The organism is Halomonas chromatireducens (assembly GCF_001545155.1).
Lineage (GTDB): Bacteria > Pseudomonadota > Gammaproteobacteria > Pseudomonadales > Halomonadaceae > Halomonas > Halomonas chromatireducens.
This window is the reverse complement of record NZ_CP014226.1, coordinates 1,266,314-1,278,202: the sequence shown is the minus strand read 5'-3', so window position 1 is coordinate 1,278,202 and position 11,889 is coordinate 1,266,314. Positions and strand designations below refer to the sequence as shown.

Below are 11,889 nucleotides of genomic sequence, written 5' to 3'. Positions count from 1 at the left end.
TTCAACATAGAGTCGCATCATGTCCGATATCCCCGCCTCCCGACCGGTTCGCCGCGCCCTCATCAGTGTTTCCGACAAGAGTGGCATCGTCGACTTCGCTCGGGGCCTGAGTGCACAAGGGGTCGAACTGCTCTCTACCGGCGGCACATTTCGCCTGCTTGCCGAAAGCGGTATCGCCGTGACGGAAGTCTCTGAGCACACCGGCTTTCCCGAGATCATGGATGGCCGGGTCAAGACGCTACACCCCAAGATCCAGCGAGGCATGCACCTGCTCGGCGANCCTCAACCTGGCGGCACGCTGGTGCGACCATCTGTTGCTGCTCTATCCCGGCGGCGACGCCTGCTTGCCGAAAGCGGTATCGCCGTGACGGAAGTCTCTGAGCACACCGGCTTTCCCGAGATCATGGATGGCCGGGTCAAGACGCTACACCCCAAGATCCATGGGGGCATCCTCGGCCGCCGCGGCCAGGACGATGCGGTCATGGCCGAACATGACATCGCCCCGATCGACATGGTTGTCGTGAATCTCTACCCCTTCGCCCAGACCGTGGCCAAGCCGGACTGCAGCCTGGATGATGCCATCGAGAACATCGATATCGGTGGCCCCACCATGGTACGTGCCTGTGCCAAGAACCATGCCCACACCACCATCGTGGTGGATGCCGGCGACTACGAGCGCGTGCTGGCCGAAATGAACGCACAGCAGGGCTGCGTATCCGGCGCCACCCGCTTCGACCTGGCCGTCAAGGCCTTCGAGCACACCGCTGGCTACGATGCCGCCATCGCCGACTACCTGGGCAGCCGGGTCCCCGGCAGCGAGGATGGCTTCCCGCGCACCTACAATCTGCAGTTCCACAAGAAGCAGTCCATGCGCTATGGCGAAAACCCGCACCAGAGCGCTGCCTTCTACGTGGAAGCCGATGCCCGCGAAGCCAGCGTAGCAACGGCCACTCAGCTGCAGGGCAAGGCGCTCTCCTTCAACAACGTGGCCGACACCGATTCCGCCTTCGAGTGCGTCAAGGCGTTCACCGAGACCGCCTGCGTGATCGTCAAGCACGCCAACCCCTGCGGCGTGGCGGTGGGCGCCAGCGCCAGCGAAGCCTATGACAAGGCCTTTGCCACCGACCCCACCAGCGCCTTCGGCGGCATCATCGCCTTCAACGTGCCACTGGACGCCGACACCGCCCGCGCCATCATCGACCGCCAGTTCGTCGAGGTAATCATCGCCCCAGGGGTTGAACAGGACGCTCTGGCCATCGTCGCCGAGAAGCAGAACGTGCGCCTGCTCGACGTCGGCGACAGCTGGCCCGGCAAGCGCGAGTACGCTCACGACTTCAAGCGCGTGACGGGGGGACTGCTGGTCCAGGACAGGGACCTGGGCATGGTCGGACGCGATGAGCTGACAGTGGTCAGCGACCGGGTGCCCAGCGAGCAGGAGATGCGCGACCTGGCCTTTGCCTGGAAGGTGGCCAAGTACGTCAAGTCCAATGCGATCGTCTACGCCAAGGCCGGCCAGACCATTGGCGTGGGCGCCGGCCAGATGAGCCGCGTCTACTCGGCCAGGATCGCCGGCATCAAGGCCGCAGACGAAGGGCTGGCGGTACCCGGCTCGGTCATGGCGAGCGATGCCTTCTTCCCGTTCCGGGACGGTATCGATGCCGCCGCTGCGGCCGGTATCACGGCGGTGATCCAGCCCGGCGGCTCGATGCGCGACCAGGAAGTGATCGACGCCGCCAATGAGGCGGGGATTGCCATGGTATTTACCGGCATGCGCCATTTTAAGCACTGAGCCTGCGGCGAGAAGCGGCAGGCTCATAGCGAGCACCGCCAACCCATCGTAATACAAGAAGCCCCCATCGACCTGAACTGCCCCCAAGTTGGACGGGCAGTCAGATTGATGGGGGCTTCGCTTGTTTGGCGGGTCACCGGTGCCTAACGTCGCGGCTATCCCGGCGACAGGACTTCGCGGAGGCGCTGTGAACACTTCCCTGGGCGCTACTTTTTCCTTCCCTGGAAAAAGACCTCCGCTACGACCTGTCCCCGGCGCCGCTCATGTCAGTGGCCACCCGTACCATCTTGCTGCCTGGCAAAAGGGACGAACGCCGCTGTTGCTTAGCCAAGATCGATGCAGAGGTACTTGGTCTCGAGAAACTCCTCCAGCCCCTGATGGCCGCCCTCGCGACCGAGCCCGGACGCCTTGACCCCGCCGAAGGGTGCGGTGGGGTTGGAGATCAGGCCGGTGTTGATGCCGACCATGCCGTCCTCCAGCGCATCGGCCACACGCCATACCCGACCCAGGTCTCGCGAATAGAAATAGGATGCCAGTCCATACTCAGTGTCATTGGCCATCCGCACGGCATCCTCTTCATCATCGAAGGGGAAGACCGCGGCAAGCGGGCCAAAGGTTTCCTCGTGGGCCACCTTCATTTTAGCTGTGGCAAAGCTGATCAGGGTCGGGGTGAAGAAATTACCTCCCAGCGGGTGCGGATTTCCCCCCAACAACAGTTGAGCGCCATGGTCCACCGCGTCATGCACGTGCTCACTTACCTTGTCCACGGCCTTGCTATCGATCAGCGGCCCGATATTGACGCCCGCATCGGTGCCATCACCCACCTTGAGCTCGCTGTTCATGGCGACTGCCAGCTTTTCGCAGAAGGCATTGACCACACTGGACTGCACCAAGAAACGGTTGGTGCAGACACAGGTCTGGCCGGCATTGCGGAACTTGGCGGCCATGGCACCTTCCACGGCGGCATCCAGGTCCGCATCCTCGAAGACGATGAAAGGGGCATTGCCACCCAGTTCCAGCGATATCTTCTGGATGTGCTGTGATGCCTGCGCCATCAGTTGACGCCCCACTTCGGTGGAGCCTGTGAAGGTGATCTTGCGCACGCTGGGAGACTCGGTCATTGCCGCCGCAATTTCGCTTGCCCGTCCGGGCACCACGTTGAACACGCCGCGTGGCACCCCGGCGCGCTCGGCCAGCAGCGCCAGGGCGGTGGCGGAGAACGGGGTCTGGCTGGCCGGCTTGACCACGATGGTACAACCGGCGGCCAACGCCGCACCGGCCTTTCGCGTGATCATGGCCGCGGGGAAATTCCAGGGCGTGATCGCGCCCACCACCCCCACAGCCTGCTTGGTCACCACGATACGCTGGTTGGTCTTGGCGGCGGGAATGGTTTCGCCGTAGATGCGTCGGGCCTCTTCGGCGAACCAGCGCAGGAAACTCGCGGCATAGGCTATCTCGCCGGCGGCTTCCTTGAGCGGCTTGCCCTGCTCATGGGTCATGATCATGGCCAGATCGTCCTGATGCTCCAGCATCAGGTCATGCCACTTCATGAGGATATCGGCCCGCTCCTGGGCGGTAAGTCCTTTCCATCCGGGGAGCGCTGCTTCTGCAGCAGCGATCGCACGCTCGGTCTCGGCACGCCCCAGGCGCGGCACGTTACCGAAGGACTCTCCGGTAGCGGGGTTGACGACATCGATCTGTTCGCCGCTGTCGGCGGCGACCCAACTGCCATCGATGTAGGCAAAGGGGCAGTAAAGCTGCGTTTCCTTCAAGGCTTCCATGATCGTCTCTCCCGGCCGATAAGCGGCCAATTGTACAAGTTAAACGCGGCTTGGCAGGGCGTCCTCAGTCCAGCGCCTCAGCGCCCTGTTCCGGCACCATGTGCTGCTCGACCCCTTCCTCAAGCGGGGGCTGAACCATGGCAGTCAGTATGGCAAGTATCAGCACCAGCGCGATGGCGATCCAGCAGAAAGGGCGGCCAATGTAGCGCTCGGGGTTGCGGCGGATCTGACGCAGCCCCATGACGCCAAAGATGGCGGCGGCGATATTCACCGGGGGCATGCTGCCTGCGAGCAACAGCGAGATGATTGCCGTGACGATGGACGCCATGGCCCAGGGGGAATAGTGTCGGCGCGATGAGGATGGGGACATTTTGTCTCTGTGCAACGAGTCTTCACTCCCTGTGAGTCCGGAAATAATCCCTCTACATGCTACGCGTTCAGCCCCCGCGCACCAAATCGAGGATAATGATGCGAAGAAAGGTCGAATCACTCAGGGGGAAAATCAGCGCGGGCGACGGGGTTCTCGGCTTGCCGACAGCGTGACCGACACCGAATCGGCAAAGCGCAGCGCATGAGGCTTGTCGATCTCGACCTGTGCAGTGAGAACGGCCTCATGGGACATGATCAAGTCGAGGACCTCACGGGTCATTCGTTCCAGCAACAGAAACCGGTTCTCCTCGACCAGGGCAATGACCGCCTTGGTAATGGTGCGGTAATTCAACGCCTGCTCAATATGATTGAACGCCACGGCATTGTCCGCACGATAGCGGATCACCGCATTGATCAGCACATCCTGGCGTTTCTGTATCTCGTCGTCCTTGATCCCGATATAGGTGCGCAAACGCAGGTTCTTGATACGGATGGTCGCAAGATCGTGATCAAGGTGTTGATCATCCAGGGCGTACAGCGTCATGGCGTGGACTCCAGTGGAAGAACAGGTCGCAGCAGAAAGTAATGGATCGCCGTCGATCCGAGACGTCAGCGGCTGTTGACCAGGGTGAGAAACTCCTGTCGCGTCGGCTGGTTTTCACGGAAGGCCCCCAGCATCACCGATGAGGTCATACTCGAATTCTGCTTCTCCACGCCTCGCATCATCATGCAGAGATGCCGCGCTTCGACAACGACGGCTACCCCCCTGGCATCGGTTACCTGTTGCACCGCTTCGGCGATCTGTCGCGTCAGGTTTTCCTGGATCTGCATGCGCCGGGCAAACATGTCGACGATACGCGCAAACTTGGATAGCCCCAGCACCTTGCCATTGGGGAGGTAGGCGATATGGCACTTGCCGATGAAAGGCAGCAGGTGGTGTTCACACATCGAATAGAGCTCAATGTCCTTTACCAGCACCATCTCGTCGGTTTCGGATTCGAACACCGCTCCGTTGATGATGTCCTCAAGCGTCTGGGCATAGCCGCGGTTGAGAAACTGCATGGCCTTGGCTGCCCGCTTGGGGGTATCACGCAGCCCCTCTCGCTGCGGGTCCTCACCCAGTTCGAGAATGATCTGGCGATAGTGGTTGGCAAGTTCTTCGATCATGGTCGGCCCCACGCTTACCGATGGTTGGGTGATGGCCTGGCCACCACTTAATGCACAAATGATATACAAAATTTCATCTTTGTATAACTAAAGTTTTCTTGAAACGGTGATTCTATCGCAACCGCGTCCCGATCGCAGGCCAAGAGTCACCCGCGGTACTTCCCTGCGACATTCGCCCACTGCGGCCCCTCGGAGGGCTGTGATAGAATCGCCTCATTCGAATGACTGCCCCATGCGCAGCCGTGTCCATCGAGAGCCCGTTATGATCAAGATCCCGATCCTGGCAGCCGCCGGCCTGGCCCTGCTGATTATGCCCTTTGTCGCTTCCGCCGCCACCCTGACGCTGCCCGCCGATGCAAGCGTCGCCGTTCATGTCATCGACGAACTCACTCTCGATGACGAGACACCACGCCAGGATGACATCCTGCTCAGTCCTGCCGGTGGTGACAGCCCTGCATCCCATGCGCTGCCAGAATACTGTGTACTGGTGGGTAATGCCCGGCTGGATGGCGAACGCGTCCGCATCACCGCCCAGGCCCTTACCTGTATCGAGGCAAAAGGCGAAGAGAGTGAAATTTTCAGTGGCGAGATATCGGCTGCCGCCTACGAAATGGACGGTAGCTACGGCGTGGACGCCTGCGACGACGGCCGCTGCGAGCTGACGCCGGAACACGTCTTCCAGCTCAAGCTCGCCAGCGCGCTCGACATCGAGCAACAGGACAACCCCGCGGCACGTATCAATGAACAGCGCCGCCAGGCCGAAGGCGCCGGCATCGCCAATCCGATCCCGGCCGGACGTCCCGACCCGGATCAGTAAGCCCCTGACGACTAAAGCGAACGCGCCCCCGGAGGGGCGCGTCTGCCTTCTCATGCCTCTCCAGGCGATCCTCAGGCCAGCCAGCGCGGCGACTTTTCCAACAGCAGGCGCTGCTGCTCCAGCATGCGGATATGACCGTCCCAGTAGCCGGCATCGGCCAGCCAGGGAAAGGCCGGCGGGAATGCGGGATCCTCCCAGCGTGCTACCAGCCAGGCGCTATGGCGCATCAGCCGAAAGGTTCTCAGCGGCTCAATCAACGCCAGCTCACGGCGATCGAAGTCTCGGTGCTGCTCGTAGCCCTCCATCACTTCCGACAGCTGCATCTGCCACTCGGCGTCGTGCTCCGCCGTGAGCAGCATCCAGAGGTCCTGAATTGCTGGGGCCATCAGGCAGTCATCGAAGTCCACCAGAGTAAAGTTCTCATCGCGTCCAAGCACGTTGCCTATATGGCAGTCGCCATGCACGCGGATCGCCTTCTCACCAGCCCAGGCATACGGCTGAAGGGACTCGTGAAGGGCGGCAGTCACCCGCTCATAGGCTCGGCGCTGCTGACGCCCCAGCCAGTGGCTGCCAAGCACCCGCTCCCTCGCTTCCAGCACCATGGCATCCAGGTCCAGAGTACTTCGGTGCTGGAATGACGAGCGCTCGCCAACGGCATGCAGCGCGCCGATGACCTCACCCATGGCGAACAGGTGCGCGGGGTTTTCCAACTCGGGGGCCTGCCCGGACACCTGGGGAAAGAGCGTGAAACGAAACCCCTGGTCATGATGCAGCGATTGCCCTGCCGCATCCCGCCAGGGCGCTGATACCGCCACACCGGCCTCTTCCAGCTCGATCAGGAAGTCATGCTCTTCCTGGATCTGGGCGTCGCTCCAACGCTCGGGGCGGTAGAACTTGACCACCCAGCGACGGCGCTCGTCGTCGTGCACCAGAAACACGCGGTTCTCATAGCTGTTCAGCGCGAAGGGCTCGCCGGGCAGCCACAGGCCCAGGGACTCCACCGCCGCCACGATTCGTGACGGTTCAAGCCGGGCAAAGGGATGCGTCGACGCCATGCTGCCTCCGAAGTTCCAGTAAGGGACTACTAACGGAGTTGCATGCTACCAGAGTTGGGAAAAAGGCGTACGCGCTACCGCCCAGGCCTCCACTTCTTCTGCCCCGGCACGGCGACACGCCTGGGCCAGGGCGTCCAGCGTCGCCCCGGTTGTCATGACATCGTCCAGTAGCGCCACTCTATCGGGTAGCGGGCCGGCCACCTCGAAGCCACCCTTCAGGTTGCGCCGGCGCTCGCTGCGGTCGAGCCCTCTCTGGGAGGGGGTATCCTCCAGGCGCCTGGCCAGCCGCAGCGGAACGCCGAGGCGCGGTGCCAGTCGCCGGGCCAGCCACTCGGCCTGATTGAAACCCCGCTGCCGGGCCCGGTTCGGATGCAGCGGCACGGCGAGCAGCGCATCGGGCCGCGGAATGTCGGTCAGCCGGGTTTCGAGCATCGCAACCAGCACGCTGCCCGCCCGGGGCGAGGCCTGGAACTTGAAGCGCTGCATGAGCGACGCCACCTCGTCCTGGTAGCGCAGCGGCACCCAGGCCCGGTCGAATTTCGGCGGCTGCGCCAAGCAATGACCGCAAAGACACCCTGCCGGCGAGCCTGAGGGCTGCGGCTCGGCACAGCGCGGGCAGGCCGGAAGGTTCCAGGGTAACGCCTCGAAGCAGGGCTGGCACCAGGGCTGCCCGGCCTTGCCGGGCGCCAGACAGAAGGCGCAGCGCCCGGGCAACACGCGCCTCAGGCCAACGTCCAGACCCGACAGGGCCAGCCGGGGCCATTGGGTCCATCTATACCCGGTGCCAGGCGCCTGCCGCTTCGCCGTTGCCTTGCTCGCCATCTTCTCCATCGCGCCCCCACCCCAACCTAGTCAACACTGGATATACCAAGGGGTTGACAGCAATGACCCCCTACGCAATCCTACCGTCAACCAAATATATTCAACCGGTTGACCAACAGCGAGTCTGATCATGTCCTCAGCGCCTAATCCTCCCAGCCCCTCCGAGCAGACCCTAGCCGGAAATCCCGAGGTCCGCCACGACTGGTCCCTGGCCGAAATCGAGGCGCTGTTTGCCCTACCCTTCAACGACCTGCTGTTTAGGGCGCAACAGGTACACCGCGCCCATTTCGACCCCAACGCCGTGCAGGTCTCCACCCTGCTGTCGATCAAGACCGGCGCCTGCCCCGAGGACTGCAAGTACTGCCCCCAGTCGGGACATTACAATACCGACCTCGACAAGGAAAAACTGCTGGAAATCGAGAAGGTGGTGGAACAGGCCAGAGCGGCACGCGACGCCGGAGCGAGCCGCTTCTGCATGGGGGCCGCCTGGCGCAGCCCCCGGGAGAAGGACCTCGAGGTGGTAATGGAGATGGTCAGCCGGGTCAAGTCGCTGGGGCTCGAGACCTGCATGACCCTCGGCATGGTGGACAGCGACCAGGCCAAGCGCCTGGCCGGCGCCGGGCTCGACTACTATAACCACAACCTCGATACCTCCCCGGAGTACTATGGCGAGATCATCACCACACGTACCTACGGCGACCGGCTGGAGACGCTGGCGAGCGTGCGGGAAGCGGGCATGAAGGTCTGTTCCGGGGGGATACTGGGCATGGGCGAGGCGCCCCGTGACCGGGCGGCCCTGCTGCAGCAGTTGGTCCGCCTGGAGCCGCACCCTGAGTCGGTGCCCATCAACATGCTGGTCAAGGTACCCGGCACGCCGCTGGAGGATGTCGAGGACCTCGATCCCATCGTCTTCATCCGCGCCATCGCCGTGGCCCGCATCCTGATGCCGAGGAGCCACGTGCGACTCTCCGCCGGGCGCGAGCAGATGAGCGAGTCCACCCAGGCCTTGGCCTTCCTGGCCGGCGCCAACTCCATCTTCTACGGCGAGCGGCTGCTGACCACCGCCAACCCCCAGGCGGAGCGCGACCGCGCCCTTTTCGACAAGCTCGGCCTGCACCCGGAGCGTCGCGAGACCTGCACGGACGACTCACGCCAGCAGGAAACCCTGGAAGCGGCCATGGCCCTCAAGACGGGCCAGTCCAGGGCCGATGCCCTCGCCTACGACGCCACCCTGGCCTGAGTCGCGCCGTGATCCAGCAGTCCCACTGGCCCCGGCGGCTCGCTGCCCGAGCACAGGAGCGCAGGCTCCAGGGGCTCTGGCGCCAGCGAGATACGCACGGGCCTGACAGCGGCATGCATGACTTCGCCGGCAACGACTATCTCGGCCTGGCCCGGGACCCTCGCCTGGCCCAGGCCCAGGCCGAAGGCGCCAGGCGCTTCGGTGCCGGTGCCGGCGCCTCGCACCTGGTCAGCGGCCACCTCGGCGTCCATGAGGCCCTGGAGCAGCGCCTGGCCGAGCTTACCGGCCGGCCACGGGCGCTGCTCTTCTCCACCGGCTACATGGCCAACCTGGGCACCTTGCAGGCGCTCTGCGATGGCAACACCCACCTCTTCCAGGACCGTCTCAATCACGCCTCGCTGCTCGATGGCGCGCGCCTTGCCGGTGCCCGGTCGCGACGCTTCCACCACCGAGACCTGGATGACCTTGACCGCCTTCTGGCACGGGTGCCGTCCGACACCCTCAAGCTGGTGATCAGCGACGGGGTCTTCAGCATGGATGGCGACGTGGCCGATATCGAGGGCCTGGCCTCCGTCAGCGCCCGACACGATGCCTGGCTGATGATCGATGACGCCCATGGCCTGGGTGTCCTCGGCGACCGCGGGGAAGGGTGTGCGGGACGAGCCCAGGATGCCGCGGGGGTGCCAATCCTGGTCGGTACCCTGGGCAAGGCCCTGGGAACCGCCGGTGCCTTCGTCGCCGGCAGCCATGAACTGATCGACCACCTGATCCAGTTCGCTCGTCCCTATGTCTATACCACCGCCCAGCCCCCTGGAGTGGCCGCCGCCACCCTGAAGGCGCTGGAGATTCTCGCTGCCGAACCCGAACGACGCGCCCGGCTGCTGAGCCTGGTACGCTATTTTCGCCATGAGGCCGAGCGGCTCGGGCTGCCCCATGCCAACTCCGACACGCCGATCCAGCCCCTGCTGCTGGGCGAGAGCCTTCGCACCCTGCGCTGGGCCGCCGCGCTGCGGGAAGCCGGCTTTCTCGTCGGCGCCATTCGACCGCCCACCGTACCGCAAGGCCAGGCGCGCCTGCGTATTACCCTCAGTGCGCGACATACCCACGACACCCTCGATGCTAGCCCTGATCGAAGGTAGCGGTTTCGCTGCCTACGAGGNCCTACGAAGAGCTTGCCGAGTGGCGCGACACCCTGATGGATCATATCCGCGAGGACAACCCGAGACTGATCGGACTGGACAGCGACTATCGCGAGACCCAGCCACAGCTGCGCGTCGATATCGACTACTCCCGTGCGGCAGACCTGGGGGTCACCGTTACCGAGATCGGCCGCACCCTCGAGGTACTGCTGGGCGGGCGCAACGTGACGCGCTATCTGGACAACGGCCAGGAGTACGACGTCATCGTCGAGGGTGACCGGGGCAGCCAGGCCAGCCCCCGCGCGCTGGATAACATCCAGGTGCGCTCGGCGCGCTCGGGCGAGCTGATTCCCCTGGCCAGCCTGGTGAGCTTCTCCGATTTCGCCGGTGCCAGCACCCTGAACCGCTTCAACCGGCTGCGCGCCATCACCATCGAAGCCAACCTGGCCGACGGCTACTCCCTGGGTGAAGCCCTGGATTACCTGGAGGCCGCCGCCGCCGAGGTGCTTCCCGGACAGGCCCAGACCGATGTCAGCGGCGCCTCCCGCGACTTCCGCCAGGCCAGCGGTGCCACTACCTTCCTGCTGATCCTGGGTGCGCTGGTGGTATTCCTGGTATTGGCGGCTCAGTTCGAGAGCTTCATCCACCCCTTCGTGATCATGCTCACGGTGCCTTTGGCCATGAGCGGCGCCATGCTGGGGCTGTTCGTCACCGGCCAGTCGCTCAACATCTACAGCCAGGTAGGCCTGGTGATGCTGATCGGCCTGGCGGCCAAGAACGGTATCCTGATCGTGGAGTTCGCCAACCAGCTGCGCGACGAAGGCCTGGCCTTCCGAGACGCCCTGCTCGACGCCGCGGTGACGCGCCTGCGCCCGATCCTGATGACGGCGGTGACCACCATGGCCGGCTCGATCCCGCTGATCGTTTCCAGCGGCGCCGGCGCCGAGTCGCGCATGGTGATCGGCACGGTGATTCTCTCCGGCGTCGCCGCCGCCACCCTGTTCACGCTGTTCGTGGTGCCGGTAGCCTACGACCTGCTGGCTCGTCACACCGGCTCCCCCGGCGATGTGAAACGCCGCCTGGAAGCGGAGATGAGCGTCGGCCCGGCCGCCCGAAGCGACGGAACCCACCATCAGGACGGCACCGACAGTCAGAAGGCATGAACGACGAAGGCCACCCAGAGGTGGCCTTCGTGTATGTCGCTGCTGGCGATCGTTCAGCAGTCGCCGAGGCGCTCGCCTTCGATCGTCGTGTTCATGGTCATCTCACCCATCGGCGAGTCGGTCTGGATATTGACGCTGCCTTCGACGCGCTCGCCCAGGAAATCCATCCGGCCGTCGATATCGGCCTGGCCACCATCGGCGTGGCACACCATCTTGTAATCGACACCGTCAGCGGAGACGTTGTGCTCCAGCAGCTCACACCCCTCTTCCACTTCCAGGAACTGGAAGTCGGCATCGTCGAGGTCGCCCTGCACGATGCACTCCTGATGGCTCTCGGTCTGGTCGGGGATCGGCATATCGCCTTCGACCGATGTGGTACTGGTGAACTGCCACTGGCCGGGTACGATATTGGGCGATTCTGCCACGGCGGTCAGCGGCAACATCAGCACGGTAGCGGCAAGCAAGGAACGAAAGGGCATGAAGACTCTCCAGTGGTTTAGTGAAGGGCGGAAGAAATGATCGATTGCCGCACGGTCGCGGCGCGCCT

The 11,889-nt window shown here is 63.9% G+C and carries 11 protein-coding genes and 1 pseudogene; 5 read left to right on the top strand and 7 right to left on the bottom strand.

The features are described from left to right. Positions 1-19: 19 nt before the first annotated feature. The gene (purH, locus tag LOKO_RS06010; protein ID WP_066446350.1) at positions 20-1,789 is read left to right on the top strand and encodes a bifunctional phosphoribosylaminoimidazolecarboxamide formyltransferase/IMP cyclohydrolase; all 1,770 of its coding nucleotides are present in this window, start codon (positions 20-22) and stop codon (positions 1,787-1,789) included. Positions 1,790-2,112: 323 nt separating this feature from the next. Here the strand turns inward: purH and LOKO_RS06005 are convergent, their stop codons facing one another. The 4 genes from LOKO_RS06005 to folE all read right to left on the bottom strand — a co-directional run bounded on the left by LOKO_RS06005 (position 2,113) and on the right by folE (position 5,106). Beyond that, positions 2,113-3,570 carry an NAD-dependent succinate-semialdehyde dehydrogenase gene (locus LOKO_RS06005; protein WP_066446342.1) on the bottom strand — a complete coding sequence of 486 codons (1,458 nt, stop codon included), beginning with the start codon at positions 3,568-3,570 and terminating at the stop codon, positions 2,113-2,115. A 64-nt stretch (positions 3,571-3,634) separates the two neighbouring features. Beyond that, positions 3,635-3,940 carry a DUF4190 domain-containing protein gene (locus LOKO_RS06000; RefSeq protein WP_066446340.1) on the bottom strand — a complete coding sequence of 102 codons (306 nt, stop codon included), beginning with the start codon at positions 3,938-3,940 and terminating at the stop codon, positions 3,635-3,637. 132 nt (positions 3,941-4,072) lie between these two features. After that, positions 4,073-4,483, bottom strand: coding sequence for a dihydroneopterin triphosphate 2'-epimerase (gene folX, locus LOKO_RS05995; protein WP_066446338.1), 411 nt, complete (start codon positions 4,481-4,483; stop codon positions 4,073-4,075). Positions 4,484-4,548: 65 nt separating this feature from the next. Continuing rightward, positions 4,549-5,106: a GTP cyclohydrolase I FolE gene (gene folE / locus LOKO_RS05990; protein WP_066446337.1), complete on the bottom strand. Its 558-nt coding sequence runs from the start codon at positions 5,104-5,106 to the stop codon at positions 4,549-4,551. A gap of 262 nt (positions 5,107-5,368) precedes the next feature. Between folE and LOKO_RS05985 the strand changes: the two genes are divergently transcribed. Continuing rightward, positions 5,369-5,923, top strand: a complete 555-nt coding sequence (locus LOKO_RS05985; RefSeq protein WP_066446333.1) for a hypothetical protein — start codon at positions 5,369-5,371, stop codon at positions 5,921-5,923. A gap of 71 nt (positions 5,924-5,994) precedes the next feature. Here the strand turns inward: LOKO_RS05985 and LOKO_RS05980 are convergent, their stop codons facing one another. Together LOKO_RS05980 and LOKO_RS05975 are read right to left on the bottom strand one after the other, a co-directional pair. After that, positions 5,995-6,978 (bottom strand): serine/threonine protein kinase, encoded by a 984-nt coding sequence (locus tag LOKO_RS05980; protein WP_066446331.1) that lies wholly within the window; start codon positions 6,976-6,978, stop codon positions 5,995-5,997. 45 nt (positions 6,979-7,023) lie between these two features. Beyond that, positions 7,024-7,800, bottom strand: coding sequence for a ComF family protein (locus LOKO_RS05975; protein ID WP_235588947.1), 777 nt, complete (start codon positions 7,798-7,800; stop codon positions 7,024-7,026). A gap of 130 nt (positions 7,801-7,930) precedes the next feature. On the opposite strand from LOKO_RS05975, the gene bioB reads away from it, so the two are divergent. The 3 genes and pseudogenes from bioB to LOKO_RS05960 form a co-directional block, all read left to right on the top strand. After that, a complete protein-coding gene (bioB, locus tag LOKO_RS05970) occupies positions 7,931-9,040 on the top strand; it encodes a biotin synthase BioB (RefSeq protein ID WP_066446329.1) in 1,110 nt (369 codons plus the stop codon). A gap of 113 nt (positions 9,041-9,153) precedes the next feature. Then, entirely contained in the window at positions 9,154-10,179 is a 1,026-nt protein-coding gene (gene bioF / locus LOKO_RS05965; protein ID WP_083517450.1) for an 8-amino-7-oxononanoate synthase, read from the top strand. Positions 10,180-10,202: 23 nt separating this feature from the next. Next, positions 10,203-11,342, top strand: a pseudogene (locus LOKO_RS05960) (efflux RND transporter permease subunit); the annotation flags it as partial. A gap of 53 nt (positions 11,343-11,395) precedes the next feature. Here LOKO_RS05960 and LOKO_RS20710 read toward each other — a convergent pair. Beyond that, on the bottom strand, positions 11,396-11,785 hold the full coding sequence (locus tag LOKO_RS20710) for a DUF3617 domain-containing protein (protein WP_470303293.1): 390 nt from the start codon (positions 11,783-11,785) through the stop codon (positions 11,396-11,398). Positions 11,786-11,889 lie beyond the last annotated feature (104 nt).